This is a genomic window from Streptococcus mitis (genome assembly GCF_965111725.1).
In the GTDB taxonomy this organism is placed as follows: Bacteria; Bacillota; Bacilli; order Lactobacillales; family Streptococcaceae; genus Streptococcus; species Streptococcus mitis_DV.
Genome location: NZ_OZ217341.1, coordinates 2045007 through 2066667, shown reverse-complemented (window position 1 = coordinate 2066667; position 21661 = coordinate 2045007). Strand labels below are relative to the sequence as shown.

At 41.4% G+C, this 21661-nt stretch carries 7 protein-coding genes and 1 pseudogene; 7 read left to right on the top strand and 1 reads right to left on the bottom strand.

Annotated elements, in window-relative coordinates:
• The first annotated feature begins 86 nt into the window (after positions 1–86).
• The 7 genes and pseudogenes from ACLV7Q_RS09905 to ACLV7Q_RS09875 all read left to right on the top strand — a co-directional run bounded on the left by ACLV7Q_RS09905 (position 87) and on the right by ACLV7Q_RS09875 (position 19181).
• A complete protein-coding gene (locus ACLV7Q_RS09905) occupies positions 87–254 on the top strand; it encodes a hypothetical protein (RefSeq protein ID WP_218758010.1) in 168 nt (55 codons plus the stop codon).
• Positions 255–382: 128 nt separating this feature from the next.
• A complete protein-coding gene (locus tag ACLV7Q_RS09900; protein ID WP_218758002.1) occupies positions 383–4171 on the top strand; it encodes a sugar-binding domain-containing protein in 3789 nt (1262 codons plus the stop codon).
• Position 4172: 1 nt separating this feature from the next.
• Complete coding sequence (locus ACLV7Q_RS09895) at positions 4173–5861, top strand: alpha-L-fucosidase (protein WP_218758001.1); 1689 nt, start codon at positions 4173–4175, stop codon at positions 5859–5861.
• A 100-nt stretch (positions 5862–5961) separates the two neighbouring features.
• Complete coding sequence (locus ACLV7Q_RS09890) at positions 5962–6825, top strand: Rpn family recombination-promoting nuclease/putative transposase (RefSeq protein WP_218758000.1); 864 nt, start codon at positions 5962–5964, stop codon at positions 6823–6825.
• Positions 6826–7530: 705 nt separating this feature from the next.
• The gene (locus tag ACLV7Q_RS09885; RefSeq protein WP_218757999.1) at positions 7531–14856 is read left to right on the top strand and encodes a DUF1542 domain-containing protein; all 7326 of its coding nucleotides are present in this window, start codon (positions 7531–7533) and stop codon (positions 14854–14856) included.
• A pseudogene (locus ACLV7Q_RS09880) lies at positions 14841–14963 on the top strand (hypothetical protein); the annotation flags it as partial. The gene ACLV7Q_RS09885 and the pseudogene ACLV7Q_RS09880, both read left to right, overlap by 16 nt.
• Before the next feature lie 51 nt (positions 14964–15014).
• Complete coding sequence (locus ACLV7Q_RS09875) at positions 15015–19181, top strand: LPXTG cell wall anchor domain-containing protein (protein ID WP_411866011.1); 4167 nt, start codon at positions 15015–15017, stop codon at positions 19179–19181.
• A 219-nt stretch (positions 19182–19400) separates the two neighbouring features.
• Here ACLV7Q_RS09875 and ACLV7Q_RS09870 read toward each other — a convergent pair whose 3' ends face one another.
• Positions 19401–21497, bottom strand: a complete 2097-nt coding sequence (locus tag ACLV7Q_RS09870; protein ID WP_218757998.1) for a GH92 family glycosyl hydrolase — start codon at positions 21495–21497, stop codon at positions 19401–19403.
• Positions 21498–21661: the final 164 nt, after the last annotated feature.

Here is a 21661-nt window from a genome sequence, read left to right as displayed (position 1 = left end):
GCGCTCTTGTCAGATTTGATACTCAAAGAAAATCAAAAAGCAAACTAGGAAGCTAGCCACAGATTGCTCAAAGTACAGCTTTGAGGTTGCCAGATAAAACTGACGAAGTCAGCTCAAGACATGGTTTTGAAGTTGCAGATGAAACTGACGAAGTCAGTAACTATACGCACGGCAAGGCGACGTTGACGTGGTTTGAAGAGATTTCAGAAGAGTATTGTTTCTTGAAAATGACAGTTTGCTTGAACATGGAATGATTTTCAGACTTTTCCACAAATTATAGAATCTTTTCTGAGGATTTAGGGAGTGATGGAAGAAATCTTGAAAGCGCTTTTGTTTTGTGCTATAGTCAAATAAATCGAGTCGTTTAAAGAGGAATGCTTGTATGAGAAGAGAAGAAGTTTTACGAAATCACTGGTTTTTTAGTCAAGAGGTGGGGAAGGAAGAGGCCTTGGCGTCGGATTTTCAGAGGGGAAATTGGCAGGCCATTCAAGTGCCGCATGACTGGAGTATTTACAATGATTTTGACCAGTATTCGCCAGCGCAAAATGAGGGTGGGCAGTTAAACGGGGGTCAAGCCTGGTATCGGACACAGTTTTACTTGGAAGAAGATGCCAGTCTTGTATCGGTGCGTTTACTCTTTGATGGGGTTTACATGAATGCCCAAGTCTATATCAACGGGCAAGTGCTGGGCTATTATCCCAATGGCTATACACCCTTTTCTTATGATATCACGTCTTATCTAAGAAATGATGGGACGGCCAACCAGCTTGCGGTTTTTGTGGAAAATCAGCAACCTAGCAGTCGTTGGTACTCTGGTAGCGGTATTTACCGAGAAGTAAAATTATTGATTACAGATTCGGTGCATCTGGATTTGTATGGGATTAAGATAGCAAGTCCCAAGCTCAAGGAACAAAGAGATGGATGGGTGGAAACTCAGCTTACAAGTAAGGTTTCAAATGATGGATCTCAGTCTGTGTCGGTGTATTTGGAACAGGGTATCTGGTATGATGGACAACAGGTTTCAGACTGGCAGGCGACAGACTCTGTAGTGATTGAGTCTGGGGGCAAACATCATTTCAAACAAGCCATATCAATTTTCCAACCTTTGCTTTGGGATATTGATCATCCTCACCTTTACCAATTGAAGACTCGTCTTTACAAAAATGGCATTTTGGTTAATGAAGAAGAGGAGACTTTTGGTTACCGTTATATGGATTGGCAAGCGGATAAGGGTTTCTTTCTAAATGGCCACTGGTTGAAGATTCATGGGGTGTGTTTGCACCATGACTACGGAGCGCTGGGAGCTGTGGAAAACAGGTCAGCTGCTGAGAGACGCTTGCGCCAGATGAAGGAAATGGGTGTCAATGCTATCCGAATTACCCATAATCCAGCTAGTAGTATTTTGCTGGATCTGTCTGCCAAAATGGGCTTACTTATCCAAGAAGAAGCCTTTGATACCTGGTATGGAGGCAAGAAAGAATATGACTATGGTCGCTTTTTTGAGGAAGAAGCGACTCATCCAGAAGCGAAAGCAGGCGATTTCTGGTCAGATTACGATTTGCGCACTATGATTGAACGTGGTAAGAACAATCCAGCGATTTTTATGTGGTCCTTGGGAAATGAAGTTAGTGAAGCAAATGGCGATGCTCATTCATTGAAGACGATCAAACGCTTGCTAGGAAGGGTCAAAGAAGTGGATGATAGCCGTTTTGTGACTATGGGAATGGATCAGTTCCGCTTTGGCGATGGGTCTGGAGGTCATGAAAAGATAGCCAATTTGCTGGATGTGGTGGGCTTAAATTACTCGGAAGATAATATTGACGCGATTCGCAAAAGACATCCCAAGTGGCGACTTTACGGGTCTGAAACCTCATCGGCTACCCGAACGCGTGATAGCTATTTTCGCCCAGCTAAGGAATGGGTTGGGGATAATCGCCGCGTGAGGAATTTTGAACAGTCAGACTATGGCAATGATCGAGTTCCTTGGGGGAAGACGGCGACGGCTTCTTGGATAGCAGATAGAAATCGGCTAGACTATGCGGGTCAGTTTATCTGGACAGGAGTGGACTATATCGGTGAGCCGACTCCTTGGCACAATCAAAATGACACGCCTGTAAAGAGTTCCTATTTTGGGATCGTGGATACGGCAGGGATTCCTAAAAATGACTATTATCTCTACCAAAGTCAGTGGTTGGAGCTAGATCAGCATCCCATGGTTCATATCTTACCTCACTGGAATTGGGAAATCCACAAGAGTTATCAACAAGTTGTGGATAAGTATGGGGATATCCCTGTTCGAGTGTATTCAAATGCTGGTTCAGTAGAGCTATTTCTCAATGGAAAATCTCAAGGTAGGAAGACCTTTCAGGAGAAATGGACTTCAGATGGCAGAAAATACCAAGAGGGAGAAGGTTATGCCCAGCTCTATCTTGAATGGCCTTTGGCTTATCAACCGGGAGAATTGCGTGCTGTGGCCTATGACTGTCAAGGTCAGCTTGTGGCAGAAGATAGGGTGGTGACTGCAGGTAAGCCAGCCAAAATCGGGTTACATGCCGAGAAAACAAAACTGGAGCCAGATGGGCAAGACCTCCTCTATCTCTATTTTGATGTATTGGACAAGGATGGAAATTGGGTGCTAAGCGCTTCCAATCAGCTTCATTTTAAAATTGAAGGCCCTGCTCGCATTGTAGGTGTGGATAACGGCAGGCAGGCCAGTCGTGAACGTTACAAGGCTCAGAAAAATGGTCGGTTTAAGAGGAAAGCCTTTCATGGCAGAGGTGTACTTTTGGTTCAGAGCTTGGAGCAGGCAGGCCAAGTAAGAGTAAAGGCCAGTGCCAGAGGACTAGAGCCAGCAAGTTTTGATCTCTTAGTGGGAGAGGCTTTTGATTGCCAGCCAGTGAAAAATCAGCGCTTGTTTGAGATTCGAGTGGACAAGCAGGCAGGATTACAAGAAGGGGATTCCCCAGCCATTGGACTTTATCCACAAACTGTGGATAACCCTGTGAACAAGGTGGGGAATAGTGAATTGATTTGGGAGATGAGTGGTAGTGCCCACGCTATTATCAAGCAGGGAGTGCTTCATTGCTTGTCTGCAGGGGACTTGGCTATTCACGCCTTTTATAAAGGAAAGACCTATCAAACTCATTTGCAGGTCGCAGAAAATAGCTCACTAGGGCAGGCACTTTCTGTACGACCACTTCGCTTGTATACAGATAGGGGGACTTATCCCCAGCTTCCGTCCTCGGTCTTGGTGGACTATGAGTTTGGCGGTGCAAAACGAGTCAAGGTTGTCTGGGAGGAAATTCCTAAAGAAGATTTGGCTAGCTTTCATGAATTTACTGTATATGGCCAGCTAGAAGGGCTGGATTTAAAGGTTTCTGCTCAGATTTGTGTCCAAGGGATTTGCGCTATTGAGCCTGAAAGGGTTTGGACGCTTGTCAAGGAAGCCCCATACTTACCAGATCGAGTCAAGCTAGTCTTATCAGATGGCAGAAGAGATACGGCCAAGGTGACTTGGGATGAACTCAATCCTCAAGTCTATGCTCAGGTAGGAAAATATGTGCTCACAGGGCAAGTAGCGGGCTGTGAGTTGCCAGCAACAGTCACCATTCATGTGACAGATGCCAGTGTAGATGGGGAAGTCATTTCCAATCAGTGGACAGGGTCCAACCTGCCTCTGGTCTTTGCTTCCCATTCAGAGCCTAATCACCCAGCATCTTACCTCAATGACAAGGTTATTGCTAGGAAGAAATCGACAGCCAATACTTGGATTACCAAGTCAGAGCAAGCCAATGTCGGCATTCTTTTTGGAAATGCAGGGATTTTAAAACCGCGATTTGTGGATAACCTGACCTTGTATTATGTTGAAAATCAAGAATATGTGGCTGTTGAGCCGACCTTTATTGATTATTACATAGGGAATGAGCCTACTTTACCTCGGACTCCAAATCATTTGGATAAGGATTCCCTGCTCAAACAAGAGGAGAATTGGCGCCCTGTATCAGCTATCCGAAAAGTTTCAAGCGACAAGGATGAAGAGCTTCGTTTTGAATTTGACAAGGTAGAAACCTATGCCCTTCGTCTTCGATTTGAAAACTTGGTAAATCCTCTAGCGTTAACAGAATTGCAAGTACATGCCAAAAAAGTGAAGAAAAGTGTAGATAGGAAATAGTATGGTAAGAGAAATAAAACCGCATGGCCCTTTGCCTAGTCAGGCCCAGCTAGCTTATTTAGAGGATGAACTAGCAGCCTTTATCCATTTTGGCCTCAATACCTTTTATGATCAGGAATGGGGGACAGGTCAGGAGAAACCTGAACGCTTTAACTCGACAAAGTTAGACGCGCGTGAGTGGGTTCGCGTACTCAAGGAAACGGGCTTCAAAAAGTTGATTTTGGTGGTCAAGCACCATGATGGCTTTGTCCTCTATCCGACGGCTCATACAGATTATTCGGTCAAGAGCAGTCCTTGGAGGAGTGGAGAGGGAGACTTGCTCCTTGAAGTATCCCAAGCTGCCACAGAGTTTGATATGGATATGGGGGTCTACCTATCACCCTGGGATGCCCATAGTCCCCTCTATCATGTGGACCGAGAAGCGGACTATAATGCCTATTATCTGGCACAGCTGAAGGAGATTTTATCAAATCCTGCCTATGGAAATGGAGGGAAATTTGCTGAGGTCTGGATGGATGGTGCCAGAGGAGAGGGGGCTCAAAAGGTTAATTATGAATTTGAAAAATGGTTTGAAACCATTCGTGAACTGCAGGGCGATTGCTTGATTTTTTCAACAGAAGGCACTAGTATCCGCTGGATTGGCAATGAACGAGGGTATGCAGGTGATCCACTGTGGCAAAAGGTGAATCCTGACAAACTAGGAGCAGAAGCAGAGCTGGACTATCTTCAGCACGGAGATCCCTCGAGCATGATTTTTTCAATCGGAGAGGCAGATGTTTCCATCCGTCCAGGCTGGTTTTACCATGAGGATCAGGATCCTAAGTCACTTGAGGAGTTGATCGAAATCTACTTTCACTCGGTGGGTCGGGGAACTCCACTCTTGCTTAATATTCCGCCGAATAAAGATGGGCTCTTTGATGCAAAGGATATTGAACGCCTCTATGAATTTGCGGCCTATCGCAATGAGCTCTATAAAGAAGATTTGGCTCTGGGAGCTGAGGTATCTGGTCCTGCTCTTTCCGCAGACTTTGCTTGTCGCCATTTGACAGACGGCCTTGAAACTAGCTCTTGGGCAAGCGCTGCAGACTTGCCCATCCAGCTAGAACTAGACTTAGGGGCGCCTAAAACTTTCGATGTGCTTGAGTTAAGAGAAGATTTGAAGCTGGGTCAACGAATCGCTGCTTTTCATGTGCAAGTAGAGGTGGATGGTGTCTGGCAAGAATTTGGCATGGGCTTTACCGTTGGTCATAAGCGTCTCTTGCGAGGTCCGCTAGTAGAGGCACAGAAGGTGCGCGTGATAATTACAGAGGCACAATCTATGCCTGTATTGACCAAGATTTCCCTCTATAAAACTCCTGGATTATCAAAAAAAGAAGTTGTTCAGGAACTAGCATTTGCAGAAAAAAGTTTAACTGTGACAAAGGGAGAAGCTCTTCATTTTAGGATTGAACGTAGCGAAAGTGACACTCCTTTGGAGGCTAAGATTTCGATTCAACCGGGGACAGGTGTCCATGGTGTCGCCTATCAGGACGAAATTCAAGTCCTTCAATTCCAAGCTGGGGAATGCAAAAAAGATTTACATCTACCAACCCTGTATTTTGCTGCTGATAAGACCTTAGATTTCTATCTAAATCTGACTGTTAATGGACAGTTGGTTGATCAAGCTCATATTTTAGTTGAAACGAGATAAAATATCTTCACAATTCATTTCTTTTCCGAATAAATAGATAGAACCATCGAATCTAGCAAAATTAGATTTAAAACTATGGTATAATAGAAGGAGGAAATGGATGACTTTAAGACATCCGGGCATCAGCCCAACTAATGACTTGGTTGCTAAGAAAATTTTCAGCAACCCAGAAATCACTTGTCAATTTATTCGCGATATGTTGGACTTACCAGCCAAAAATGTAACCATTTTGGAGGGGAGCAATATTCACGTCTTGCCTTCCCTGCCCTACTCGGCACAGGATTTCTATACAAGTATTGATGTTTTGGCGGAGTTGGATAATGGTACGCAAGTTATTATTGAAATTCAAGTTCATCATCAGAATTTTTTCATCAATCGCCTGTGGGCTTACTTATGCAGTCAGGTCAATCAAAACCTAGAAAAAATTCGCCAGCGAGAAGGTGACACACACCAGAGCTATAAACATATTGCACCAGTATACGCTATCGCAATTGTAGATAGTAATTATTTCTCAGATGACTTGGCTTTCCATAGCTTTAGTATGCGAGAGGATACGACAGGTGAGGTCTTAACTATCACAAACAATGGTCAAGAAAACCATCTAGTCAAGATGGCGTTCTTGGAACTGAAAAAATACAGAGAAACCAGCAAAGACGAGGTTCGCAAGCCCTGGTTGGAGTTTTTTGGTAATAAGCCCTTTACCCAACAACCTGAGCGAGCCATCAGCCAAGCAGACCAACTGCTGGACTATAAAAGCTGGTCCGAGGAGGATAGGGAAATGTTTAGTGAACAACGCAGGCGTGAAGAACAAGCATTATTGGCTCAGGATTATGCCTTGGAAACCGCTAGGGCGGAAGGTGGTTTTGTTATGTTAGCAAATCTAGTTCGTCAAGGTCTTCTGACACCTGAGATTGCCAGTCAGCAATTAGGCATGACTGTCGCTGAGTTTGAGGCATTGCTGTAAATAGGAACAGATGACATGTTGCCAGAATGAGGTAGCATGTTTTATTTTAGCTTTAGTTGTTAGTTGCAACAGGCAGACCAGCCAGAGAATGCTAACACTTTTAGGTCGTAATTAGGATGTGGAAGTCAGTCATATTTCTACGGTGAGGCGACTCTGGCGTATTTTGCCTTTGAATTTTAAGAGAATAGTGCATATGATAGATAGGGTCTGGTTCTGTTGGGCTCTGCTAGAAAGCTATCAGAGAATCTAGACATTTAACTGACAGGTTCTCTTTTTTGGAAGAAAAAAAGCCAAAAAACCTAAAAATTTTTGTATATTTATTTTACGAATATTTTGTTCAAAAAAACAAGAATAGTTCCTTTTAGGTATCAAAGTTATCTGCTTTTCAAAATAAAAAGATTTTATCCAAATTCATTTCCGAATTTTAGTTTTCAAGATAATATAACAATATATAGAAAACTAAAGCATTTTCCTGATTTTAAAGTTAAAAAATTCATAATTTTGGTTATAAAAACGAACGAATTGTAAAAATTGTCTGAAAATGTTTTTTTTTTTAAGTAAATTTGATGAGCATTTAGTTTGCATATATATCACTTATCATGTACAATGAAGAAGTAAAGTATCACATGCAAAACCTCGTCCATGGCGAGGAATCTTTGCATGTAGATATGGACATAAAAAATATTTTTAAGGAGAACACAATAAGTGGAGAAGAAATCGCCTATGAGTCGTGTTGAACGCTCGCGCCGTGAAAAAGTCACACGTTACTCAATCCGTAAATATAGTTTTGGAGCAGCCAGTGTAGCAGTTGCTGCCCTGTTCATGTTCTTGGGGAATGGAGCTGTATCAGCTAATGAGCTAAGTAAACAAGAGACATCTCTAGCAGCTCCAGGGCTAGCCTCTGAACATGAGGGACCACAAGAAGCAGAAAGTGCTTCGGTAGTAGCACCAGCTTCTGATGCCCCATCAACTCCAGCAGCACAACCAGTTGTAGAAGAACCAGCAAAACCAGCAGCACCAGAAGTAACAACTCCAGCTTTGGACAAAAAGCAACTTGAAAACTACATTTCAGAAGTTAAATCAAAACTTTCTGCAGGTAAGTATGCTAATAAAACAGAGGAGAGCCTTGCTCTTTTGAATGGTGAATTGGCTTCTGCTGAGTCTACACTCGCTTCTGCAACTAGTCAAGATGAATTGACAAAGGCTTATCAGAAACTAGTGACGTTTGTTAGTTCAGGGTTAAAAAACAAACCAAAAGATTCAAAAGACGCTCCGAAAGTAGACACTACTAACGGACAACCAACTGTAGGTAAAAAAGCCGAAAACACTGAGAAAAAATCAGAATCTAACGCAATCGAAAACTCTGGATCTCATGATTCACGTAATGGGAAAGAGATTGATAAAGAGAATGCTTTCCGTACAGAAGCAACTGATAAAAATCATAGACCATACACAAGAACTGAAGGGAATATTAGCTATACTGTAGAATTTTCGGATGATGCTAAAAAAGAAATCTACGCTTATAACGAAGAAGATACAAATATTGAGATTTCTGTAAATTCAACTGCTGGGAAAATCAGTAAAACCTTTGTTAAAGGGGCTAGTGGTCAGTATTTAGATAGACGATCTATAGGCTCGGCTCCTAACCAAGAGGAAACAGATGGTTGGGGTTGGACGTATCACTCTGTTTTAACTCCAACGCAAGGTCCAGTAACAGTACGTGTAACAGGAAAACCAAATGACAAGTTTAAAGATCTTTCGGCTTACACTAAACAAGAAAATCAAAATGCGGTATTAGGTGACAGATATTTGCAAGTTTATGACGAAGCAGGCGGTAAGATAGAAGCTGGTGGAAATGCAGCGGCAGCTGGATTTTTCAAAATGGTTGTTAAATCTCAAACATACAAATACAGCATCCAGCAACCAGAAAATAACGCTAATAAAATTGCTGTTTCAGATATTAACAATCTAACAGAAACTGATATTCAGAAAATTAAAGACCAAATCAAGCTTGGATATTCTACAACTAGCCAAGACGCTAGACTAGAATCTAAAAAAGGTCAAGATTTAGATAATCAAGCATCTGTAGTGAAAAGTATCGATGTTGATACTGCAAATAAGAAAGTAGTAGTGACATATAATGATGACTCAACAGATGAAGCGTCATTAGCAAGTGTGGCACGTACAAACGAAAAACCAACAGTAGAGATTCCATACTCTGATGCAGCTAAAAGAGAAATCTATGTCTATGGAGCAGAAGAAAATTCATTCGACATCAAAATCAAAGATGATGCGGATAAGATTTCAAGAGCCACATTACTACAAGGAGGAAATAGAACTTTCTCTCCTGTAGCAGGAGAAACTGATAAAATCAATACCCAATATGGATATACGGCTAATGTTATTTCTTCTGAAACACCAGCCACAGAAGCTAAGCCAGCGGTTATCACATACTCAGGTACCCCAGCTCCAGAAGGGTCATTTACACAAGCTAAGCTAGAGGCTGCAACCAAAGGAGAAAACCCTCCAGGGGTACCTTTAGGATGGCGTTATGTGCGAGTTACGGATACTGAAGGAACAGACTTTACCGGTTCCTCCGGGAATGAAGTAGCTAATGACCACGCTTTCCGTGTCATGCTTAAACCTCAAACTCAAAAATACGACATTCAAACACCAGCAGAAGCTGATAAAGTAGCAGTGGATGATGCATCGGAAGTAACTGAAGCAGAATTTAATAAAATCAAAGAAAAGCTTAAGATTGAGTACTCTAAAAACAATATGGATGCTCGTCTAGCTGATAAAAAAGGTCAAGCTGTAGAAAATCAAGCAGACCGTATCGCAAGCATTAAAAAAGTTGATAACAATCTAGTTGTAACCTATAAAGATGGTTCAACAGATACTAGACCATTGACTGATTTTGCACGTACAAACAATGCTCCAGAAGTGAAAATTCCTTACTCTGTAGACGGTAAAAAAGATGTTTACGTGTATGCGAACGAAGATTTTGAAATTCCTATTAAATTTACAGATGATTCAGGGAAAATAGCATCTGCGACAATTAAACGTGGTGGGAATCAGGATTCGCCAGCTAAAGATGAATCTAATCCTGATGTTTTAGATAATGAGTACAATACAACAGTTGAAAAAATTTCTACTGAAACGGTAGCAACAGCAGAAAATCCTGCTATTGTAAAAATTAAAGGTAATATTTCAAAAGATAACTCTGGAATTGCCGAGAGCAAATTCCCTAAAGAAGCAAATCAAGAACTTAAAATTGTAACTCGTTATGCAACTGCGACAGATACAGATGGTAAAGAAATCCATAATGTTGCTAAAGGTTCTTCATATGCAACTGACCCAGGTTCATTCACTATCAAACTAAAAGCTCAAACAGCAAAATATGACATTAGAGAATTAGCTGATGCTGATAAACCGGTGGTAACAGATATCGCTCATATTCCAGAGGCTGAATTGGCTAAGCTTAAAGAAAATCTTCCATTAGAATACTCTAAGAAAAATGAAGATAAGAACTTAGAAGATAAAAAAGGAAAAGCAGTCGAAGCAGAAAATGCTAAGAAGGTTGTAAAAGACCTTGTTCAAGACGGTGAAAACTTAGTAGTAACATATAAAGATGGTTCTAAAGACACCATTCCTGTCGATAAAGTTGTGAAATTAGATAAACAACCAGCAATCGAGGAAGTAACTAACCAAGCAGATGCGAAAATTGCAGCTATTAAAGGTAATGATAACTTATCAAAAGCTGAGCAAGATAAAGCTATTGCTGATGTAGAAAAAGATAAAGCAGCAGCATTAGAAAAAATCGCTGATGCTACAAATGCAACAGATGTAACTGCAGGTAAAGAAGAAGGTACTGGTGCTGTAGCAAAAGTAAATCCAATCGGTAAAGAAAAAGCTAAAGAAGAAATCGCTAAGACTTTGGAAGCTAAGAAGGAGGCTATTGAGAACAATGATAGCTTAACACAAGCCGAGAAGGAAAAAGCTAAAAAAGATGCTGAAGACAAGGCAGCAGCCCTTGATGAAATCGAAAAACAACCAGCAACAGCAGCAACAGCAGATGCGGCAACAGCAGCTCAAACTATTGTAAACGATAAACAAGCTGAAGGAACCAAAGAAGTTGCTAAAATCAACCCAATCGGTAAACAAGCAGCATTAGACAAAATCGATGAAGCTTTAAAAGCTAAAGAAGCAGAAATGGATGCCCGCACTGACCTAACAGAGGAAGAAAAGGCAGAAGCGAAGGCAGAAGCTAAAAAACTTGCTGATGCTAAGAAAGCTGAAATTAAGGATAAAAATGATAATGCAGAAACGCCTGAAGCAGCTACACAAGAGCAAGGTAAAATCGATACAGCAGGCGATACTGGAAAAACACAGGTAGAGGGTGTTACTAAACCTGCTGCTAAAAAACCAGCAGCTAAAACAGCGGTAGAAACTACAGCCGCTGCTAAAAAGCAAGAAATTGCTCAAGACGCAGCCTTGACTGAAGAAGCTAGAGCAAAACTTCAAGCTGAGGTAGATGCTGTTAAGAAAGCTTCGGAAGAGGCAATCGATGGTGCTAAGAAAAATGCCGATGTTGATAACGCTAAGAAATCAGCAGAAGCAGCGATTAAAGCCATCAACTCTGCTCGTTTACCAGCGAACAAGGTAATTGCTGAAAATCCAACAGCCTTAAATGAGGATGAACGGAAAAAACTAGAAGATGCTATTAAAGCAGTAAACCCTCCTGGAACGACGGTAGTTGTTAAGGATGATGGAAGTGCTGAAGTAACCTTACCAGGGAAGCAAGCACCTGAAACATTAAAACAAACAGACTTAACAAAAGATGTAAATGCTTTAGATACTGCAGGCGGTGGTAACGACATCAACCGTCCAACGGATAAAGTGATTGTTGCAAATCCTGAAAGTTTGACAGATGCAGATAAAGAAAATATCAAAAAGGCTGTTCGTGAAGTAAACCCTAATGCTGTTGTGACAATTGATGACAATGGTACAGTAACGGTTTCAACACCAGAAGGAAATACAGCAGGATTTACAGCCAAAGAATTGGTGCGTACTTTAGCTGATGCAGCAAATCCTGATTCAGGTAATGCAGGTGTTCGTAAGCCAGCAGATAAAAAAGTTGGACTAGCGACAGACCCGGCAGCACAAGCTGAAGCAACTGCAAAACTGAAAAAATTAAATGGTGGCGACGAAAAAGTTAAAGCTGTTAAATATGACGCTGAAGGAAATGCAACAGTAGTTCTTAAAGACGGAACAATTGCGACAATTCCAGCAGGTGACTTATTCAAGACAGAAGAAGACGCTAAGAAAGCAAACGGTGGAGATGACATCAACAAACCGAATGCTCAAACAGTTGTAGAAGATATTGCAGCATTACAAGGTGAGGCAAATAAAGAAAAACTTGATCAAGTAAAAGCTGAAATTAAAGCAAAAGTTGAAGCTGTAAACCCAGGTGCAGTTGTAGTAGTTGACGACCAAGGAAATGCAGTTGTAACAACACCAGCAGGTAAAACAGCAGTTATTGACGCAGATGATTTAATTAAAAAACCTAATGAAACATCAACTGCCAAAGCTGGTAACAACATCAACAACCCAGCTGACAGAGTACGTGTTGATAACAGTAAGCAATTAACAGACCCTGAACTTGCTAGAATTAAAGCAGCAGTTGAAGCAGTGAACCCAGATGCTACAGTAGTAGTGGATGACAACGGAAATGCGACTGTAACAACTAAAGATGGTAAAACTGCGACAATTCCAGTGGCAGATTTAGTCAAATCAGATGCGGATAAAGAGAATGTTAACGGTGGAAACCAAGTAAACACTCCAGCTGATAGAGTAGTGGTGGACAGTACAGATGCACCATTACCACAAGAAGTTACAGACGCTATTAAAGCTAAAATTCAAGCAGTAAATCCAGGTGCAACAGTAGTAGTTGATGAAAAAGGAAACGCAACAGTAACAACACCAGCAGCACCAGGTGTAGAACAAAAAACAGCAACAATTCCAGTAAGCGAATTAGTGAAAACTCCAGCTGACAAAGATAATGTAACTGGTGGAAACCAAGTAAACACTCCAGCGGATAGAGTAGTGGTAGAAAACCCAACTGCATTAACAGAAGATGATAAAAAAGCTATTAAAGCCAAAATCCAAGCTGTAAACCCAGGTGCTGACGTAGTATTTGATGCTAATGGAAATGCAACAGTAACAACACCAGCAGCACCAGGTGAACAACCGAAAACTGCAACAATTCCAGCGGCTGATTTAGTAAAAGCTAAAGCTGACTTAGCTGACCCAGCTAAACAAGATGCTGTAAACAAACCAGCAGATAAAGTGGTAGTTGATCCGGTACTAGTAGATAATTCAGATGCAACATTACCTCAAACGGCTAAAGATGCTATTAAAGCAGCTGTAGCAGCAGTAAATCCAGGTTCAACTGTAGTAGTTGATGATAAAGGAAACGTAACAGTAACAACTAAAGACGGTAAAACTGTAGTTATTCCAAAAGCTGACTTAGTGAAGAAAGAAGCTGACAAAGAAACTGCTAAAGCAGGAAACAACATCAACAAACCAGCAGACAAAGTAGTTGCTAATAAAGATGCGTTAACTCCTGAAGATATTAAAGCAATCAAGGCTAAAGTAGAAGCAGTAAACCCAGATGCAACAGTAGTAGTAGACGACAAAGGAAATGCAACAGTAGTTACACCAGACGGAAAAACAGCAACAATTCCAGCATCTGACTTAGTGAAATCTCCAGAAGAAGCTAAAGATGCAAAAGCAGGAAACAACGTTAACAAACCAGCTGATAAAGTATCTGCGAACAAAGATGCGTTAACTCCTGAAGACATCAAAGCAATCAAAGCTAAAGTAGAATCAGTAAACCCAGATGCTAAAGTATTCGTAGACGACAAAGGAAATGCAACTGTATCTACTCCAGATGGTAAAACAGCGACAATTCCAGTTGAAGACTTAGTAAAAGATCCAGCAGCTAAAGATGAAGTAAATGCAGGAAACAAAGTAAACACTCCAGCAACGAAAGTAGTTGTAACAAGCCCAGATAACAAAGCGGCTGATGAAGAGAAAATCAAAGCGGAAATCCTTAAAGTTAACCCAGGCGCAACAGTAGCGTTTGATACAGAAGGAAACGCAACAGTAACAACGAAAGACGGAGCTGTAGCAACAATTCCAGCATCTGATTTAGCAAAAGATGCAGCTGACTTAACTAAGCCAGACAAGCAAGATGAAGTTAACAAACCAGCGGACAAAACAGTTGTTAAGAAAGCAGGTAAATTAACTCAAGCTGAAAAAGATGCAATCAAAGCAGAAATCGCTAAAGTAAATAGAGATCCACAGACAACTATCGTAGTAGATAACGAAGGAAATGCAACAGTAACAACTCCAGACGGTAAAACTGAAGTAATCGCCAAAGAAGACTTAGTGAAATCTCCACAAGAAGTTGATGGTGCAAAAGCAGGAAACAACATCAACAAGCCAGCGGATAAAGTAGCGGCAGCGGCGGCAGATTTAGTTGGACCTAAGAAAGATGAAGTTGCAGCTAAAATTAAAGCAGCTGTAGAATCAGTAAATCCAGGTGCAACTGTATTCGTTGACGATAAAGGAAACGCAACAGTAACAACTCCAGACGGTAAGACAGCAACAATCCCAGTTGAAGACTTACTAAAAGATCCAGCAGCTAAAGATACTCCATCAGCAGGAAACAAAGTAAACACTCCAGCAGAAAAAGCACTTGTAGATCCAGCGGTATTGAATGATCCAAAAGCAACATTACCAAAAGATGTTAAAGATGCTATTCAAAAAGCTGTAGAATCAGTAAATCCAGGAGCAACAGTAGTAGTAGACGACAAAGGAAATGCAACAGTAACTGTAACAAATCCAGATGGAACTAAGGATACAGCAACAATCCCAGTTTCAGATTTAGTGAAATCAAATGCTAAAGAAGACTTAGAAAATGCAGCTAAACAAGATGCGATTAAGAACCTATCGATCAAACAGTAGTTGCTGATAAAGATGCCTTAACTAAAGCAGATTTAGATGCTATTAAAGCTAAAGTTCAAGAAGTTAACCCAGATGCAACTGTAGTAGTTGATGAAAAAGGAAATGCGACAGTAACAACTAAAGATGGTAAGACAGCTGTAATCGCAGCGGATGATTTAGTGAAAACTAATGATGAAGTATTAAGCGATGCAAAAGCAGGTAACCTTATCAACAAACCAGCAGATCGAGTGTTTGTTAAAGATGGACAAATTACGGATGATGTTAAAGCGAAAATCGCTGCTAAAGTTCAACGTATAAATCCAGGAGCAACAGTATTCGTAGATGACAAAGGAAATGCGACAGTAACAACACCAGAAGGTAAAACTGCAACAATTCCAGTAGCTGATTTAACGAAGACTGACGCTGATAAAGATAAAGTGAATGCAGGAAATAAAATCAATTCACCAGCAGACAGAGTGTTAGTGAAAGATAGAGATAAATTAACAGCGGAAGATATTCAAGAAATTGAGAAAAACATCTTAGAAGTTAACCCAGGAGCAACAGTAGTATTTGACGCAAAAGGAAATGCGACTGTTAAGAATGCAAATGGAGACATCGCAACAATTCCTGTAGAAGCCTTAGCGAAACCAAAAGCAGATCTATTAAAACCTGAGAAACAAGATTTAATTAAGAAACCTGTTGACAAAGTATTAGTAACAGATCCAGCTAACGTGGATAAAGACGCTATTAAGAAAGCTGTTGAGGAAGTTAACCCAGGAGCAACTGTAGTAGTGGATGACAAAGGAAATACAACGATAACTACAGAAGATGGTAGAAGTTTTGTAATTCCAGCAAAAGATTTAGTGAAAACAGCAGAAGAAGCTAAAAATGCAAAAGCTGGAAATAACATTAACAAACCAGCTGACAAAGTAGTAGTAGCAGATCCAACTAAACCATTATCTCAAGAAGAGAAAAAAGCGATTGAAGCTAAGATTAAAGAAGTTAATCCAGATGCAAAAGCGATATTCGTAGATGATAAAGGAAATGCAACGGTAACTATAGAAGATAAAGATGGTAATACGGAAACAGCAACAATTCCAGCGGCAGATTTAGTAACAAGTCAAGAAGAAGCTAAACAACCAAATGCAGGAAACAAAGTAAACACACCAGCTGATAAAGTAGTTGTAACAGATCCAGATCATTTATCAGACGAAGATAAAGCTAAGATTACAGAGGCAATCAAAGCGGTAAATCCAGAAGCTAATGTGGTATTTGACGATAAAGGGAATGCAACAGTAACAACTAAAGATGGAGAAGTTGCAACAATTCCAGCGGCTGACTTAGTGAAAACTAAAGAAGAGACGGCTAAACCAAATGCAGGAAACAATATCAACACACCAGCTGATAAAGTAGCGGTTGATTCTTCTAAACCATTAACAAAAGAAGAGCAAGATGCAATCGCAGCTAAAGTAGCAGAAGTAAATCCAGGAGCTACTATAGCGGTAGACGACAAAGGAAATGCAACAGTAACAACGACAGATGGTAAGACAGCGGTAATTCCAGCGGCGGCATTAACTAAGACAGCAGATTCAGCTAAAGAACCAAACGCAGGAAACGACGTAGTTAAACCGGCAGATAAGACAGTTGTAGAAAATCCAGAATCATTAACAAAAGAAGAGCAAGATGCAATCGCAGCTAAAGTTAAAGCAGTAAATCCAGGTGCTGAAGTTGTAGTAGACGACAAAGGAAACGCAACAGTAACTAAAGATGGTAAGGCAGTGGTTATCCCAGCAAAAGATTTAGTGAAAACAGCAGAAGAGGCAGCTAAGCCAAATGCAGGAAACGATGTAAACACTCCAGCAGATAAGACTGTAGTAGCAAATCCGAATGCTCTAACTCCAGAAGAGAAAAAAGCAATCGAAGATAAAGTTAAAGCAGTAAATCCAGGTGCTGAAGTTGTAGTGGACGACAAAGGAAACGCAACAGTAACTAAAGATGGTAAAGTAGCAGTAATTCCAGCGGCAGACTTAACTAAGACAGCAGATTCAGCTAAAGAGCCAAACGCAGGAAATGACGTAGTTAAACCAGCAGATAAGACTGTAGTAGCAAATCCAGAATCATTAACACAAGAAGAGAAAGATGCAATCGTAGCTAAAGTTAAAGCAGTAAATCCAGATGCAACTGTAGTAGTAGATGAAAAAGGAAATGCAACAGTAACAACTAAAGATGGTAAACCAGTTGTAATCCCAGCATCAGACTTAACTAAATCACCAGAAGATGCAACTAAGCCAAACGCAGGAAACGACATCGTTAAACCAGCAGATAAAACTGTAGTAGCAAATCCAGAATCATTAACACAAGAAGAGAAAGATGCAATCGTAGCTAAAGTTAAAGAAGTAAATCCAGGTGCAGAAGTTGTAGTAGACGACAAAGGAAACGCAACAGTAACTAAAGATGGTAAAGTAGTAGTAATTCCACCGGCGGACTTAACTAAGAGTGCAGAAGATGCAACTAAACCAAACGCAGGAAACGACGTAAGCACACCAGCAGATAAAACTGTAGTAGCAAATCCGAATGCTCTAACTCCAGAAGAGAAAAAAGCAATCGAAGACAAAGTTAAAGCAGTAAATCCAGGTTCAACTGTAGTAGTGGACGATAAAGGAAACGCAACAGTAACAACACCAGAAGGTAAGACAGCGGTAATTCCAGCGACAGACTTAACTAAATCAAAAGCAGACGCAGCTAAGCCAAACGCAGGAAACGATGTAGTTAAACCAGCAGATAAGACTGCAGTAAAAGATCCAGCTAAACTTACTGATGAAGAAAAACAAGCTATCACAGATAAGCTTACAGCATTAAACCCAGATGCAAAAGTTGTAGTTGATGACAAAGGAAATGCAACAGTAACACCTAAAGACGGTAAACCAGTTGTAATCCCAGCCTCAGACTTAACTAAGACAGAAACACAAGCTAAAGAGCCAAACGCAGGAAACGACGTAAGTACACCAGCAGATAAGACTGTAGTAGCAAATCCAGAATCATTAACACAAGATGAGAAAGATGCAATTGCAGCTAAAGTTAAAGCAGTAAACCCAGAAGGAACAACTGTAGTAGTAGACGATAAAGGAAACGCAACAGTGACACTTCCAAATGGAAAAACAGCAGTAATTCCAGCAACAGACTTAACTAAGTCAGCAGCACAAGCTAAAGAGCCAAACGCAGGAAATAACGCAGCTAAACCAGCAGATAAGACTGTAGTAGCAAATCCAGACTCATTAACACAAGATGAGAAAGATGCAATTGCAGCTAAAGTTAAAGCAGTAAACCCAGGTGCAACTGTAGCAGTAGACGACAAAGGAAATGCAACAGTAACAATGCCAGACGGTTCTACAGCAACAATTTCTAAAGAACAACTAGTGAAGAATGCAGAAGAAGCGAAAGCTAAAAACGGTGGTAATAATCTTGATTTCGACTTGAGTAAAGTAACGGTAGCAGACCTTGCTAATATTACTCCAGAAGAAAAAGCGAAATTCCAATTCAAAGTTCTAGGTGCTATTACAGACGTTCCAGAATTTGATCTTGATGCCTTCTTGAAAGAAACAGACGATAATGGTAATACAGTTTACACATCTAAAGATGGTAAAGTGAAAATTACGATTGATAAAGATGGTAACGCAACAGCAACAGTCGAAAAAGATGGTAAGACAGAAGCAGCTGTTAAAATTGACAAAGATGGAAATGTAACAATCGTTACAAAAGAAGGTCAAGTATTAGCAATTCCAAGAGATGACGCATTCAAACAACGTCCATATGTACCATCAAATGGTGGAGGCAATAACAGTGGTAACGGTAACGGAACTTCTGGTAATAACGGAGCTACTAACACTGACGCAAAAGCAGATAAAGCGAAGTTGGAAGGTGCTATCCATCAATTAGATGAATTGTTCATCCAAGAATCAGCTAAGCTTGATGCAGAAACTGCAAAAGAAGCGACTGACTTATTAGCAGACGCTAAGAAAGTATTTGCTAATGCAGACGCAAGTCAAGCAGAAGTGGATGCAATGGTGAAACGTATCGAAGACTTCATGGCGAAAGTTGCTCCATCAACTGACCCTACAAGCCCAGCTAAGGACCAAGCTGCTCAAACACCAGATGTAGCTCCAGCTACTACTCAAGCAGCAGCTAATGCTAGCCAAGAAGCAGCAACAAACGCGCGTAAAGCAGCTAAAGAATTGCCAAATACAGGTACAGCAGATTCTACTGTAGCTATGGTCGCAGCTGCCGCAAGTGCATTACTTGGTCTTGGTCTTGCAGGCCGTCGTCGTAAAGAAGACGAAGAAGCTTAATTGGTAGATTGTTTGATACTTATCGAATAATAAATCCGATTTTCAAAGCTTAAACTCTTCGAAAATCAAATTCAAACCGCGTTAGCTTCGCCTTGCCGTACTCAAGTACAGTCTACGGCTAGCTTCCTAGTTTGCTCTTTGATTTTCATTGAGTATTAAACAAGTACCTCTCATAAGAAAATCTCCTAGCAGGAAAGTCTGCTAGGAGATTTTTGTATTTCAGGAAGTGGACGGCTGACTTGGTAACCAGCTGAGGGTGAAGGTTAACTGCTCAGCTTTTAGGAGGTCTTGGTGTTGAATAGTTGATACTAGTTTTTTGTCCAGTCGGCATTCTTTGACAAAGTTGAAGTGGCTGTGGTTTTGCTCAGTATGAATATCTAGCCATTTATCTTCTTTAGCCAGGTAGACTCGGAGGTGGTCAAAGAGAGGGATTCCGAGATCATAGCTTGGTTTTCCTGGACAGGTCGGATAAAATCCGAGAGCTGACCAGATGTACCAAGCAGAGAGACTGCCGTTATCTTCATCGCCAGGATAGGCTTGCCAGCTTGGGTGAAAGGCTTTCTGACGGAGCGTCTTGATGAGAAGGGCAGTGTAGTCAGGGTAGTTGCTGTAGCGGAAGAGATAAGGAATGTGGAAACTAGGCTGGTTGGAAATAGCGAGTTGTCCAAAAGGAGCAGTAGCCATTTCGCTCATTTCGTGAATCTCGTAACCATAGCCAGTCGTCTCAAAGAGGGGAGCATCTTGACAGGCTTTCAAAAGATAGTTGCTAAAGGCTTCTTTTCCACCCATAAGTTGGATCAAACCTGGGATGTTGTGTAGGACGCCTAAAGTCGCTTGAATGGCAGAGCATTCGGCATAGTCTCGCCCCCAACTATAAGGAGAGAAGTCAGGGCGGAAGTTGCCTCGATTGTCTCGCGCTCGCATGTAACCTGTCCCAGCATCAAATAGATGGCGGTAATTTTGTGAAGCAGTCCTATAGGTTTCCGCGATGTCATTCTGACCAAGTTTTTTAGCACAGCTGGCGATACAAAAATCACTATAGGCATAGTCAAGGGTATGACTGACACTTTCGTGGTGGTCGGTAGAGAGGTAGCCTAGTTCTTGGTATTGGGCTAGTCCGTGACGACCATTGATGCCGTGAGGATCGGCCCTGCTGGCTGTTTCAAGCATGGCTTGAAGGAATTCTTCTTCCAAGTCGGGAGCCATGTCCTTGCAGGCGCTATCGGCGATAATACCGTCTAAAAGTGTACCTGGCATCATACCCCGTTCATCTGGGGCTAGCCACTTTGGAAGGAATCCAGTATCGCGGTAGCTATTGAGAAAACCTTCTAAAAAGCGGTGGTAGTGTTCCGGTATGATAAGGGCAAAGAGGGGGAAGGTGGTGCGGAAGGTATCCCAGAAACCATTGTTGCTAAAGAGGACACCGAGCTTGATAGTTCCAGTAGCCAGATCCATGTGAATGGCTTGCCCTGATTCATCAATCTCATAAAAAGTTTGAGGAAATAGGAAGAGTCTGTAGAGACAGTGATCAAAGAAGGTTCGGTCAGCCTCTCCTGTCTCGATAACGTCAAAACGATGGAGGAGATTTTCCCAGTTCGCTTGTGCATTTTCTTTACAGCTATCAAAGTCCTTTTGAGGTAGATTAAGCAGTGCTTGAGAAGGGGAGATGAAAGAAGTGCCTAGTTGAATCTCTGCATGGCTATCTTCCAGGTCAATTCGCCAGTCTCCCCCTTCTTGGCTGACAGCAAGAATATCCGTATTCATTTGCAGGGCAGTGAATAGTTTTAGCGGATTTTTGTTAGTCTCAGTTTTTCCTTCTTGTCTCAAGGCCAGAGTTCGCTTATCTACTTGTTCTACTGTCAGTTCATCTGCTGCGTGAAGATAGAGGGAGAGGGCTTTGCCTTGCTTTTGCTCCAAACGAATAGAAGCACCGTAGCAAGTCGGTGTGAGCTGGGTTTCGATCTGATAGCGCAGGGAGAAAATCTTCAGATAATGAGGTTTGAAAGAGACCTTATCTATGTTATAAGAAGACTGACGATGGAAGAGGCTGTCTCCACCCAGTTTACCTGTGACAGGTGTCAGAAGGAGCCAAGAGTAGTCCCCAATCCAAGGACTGGGCTGGTGGGTTAATCGAATCCCCTGAAAGATAGGCAGATGTGGATCAAAAAACCAAGAGCCCTCCTGGTCACTGGTCTGGGGTACAAAGTAATTCATCCCAAAAGGCACGCCTGTGTATGGCAGGGTATTTCCCCGAGAAAAGGCATGCTTGCTGGCAGTTCCAAAGCGGGTATCGATGGTTTCAAGTAGTGGTTTCATAGTCTTTCCTTTAGCTGTTTTTCTACATTATATCAGAAAAATGGGGCCTTTAGAAAAGGAGTTTCAAAGATAACTATTTTGTAGAAAAATGACTATCATTTGTGTATGTATTTTCTGTCTCAAAAGCTATATACTGAAAATGAAACTTGTTTGAAAGAGGATAC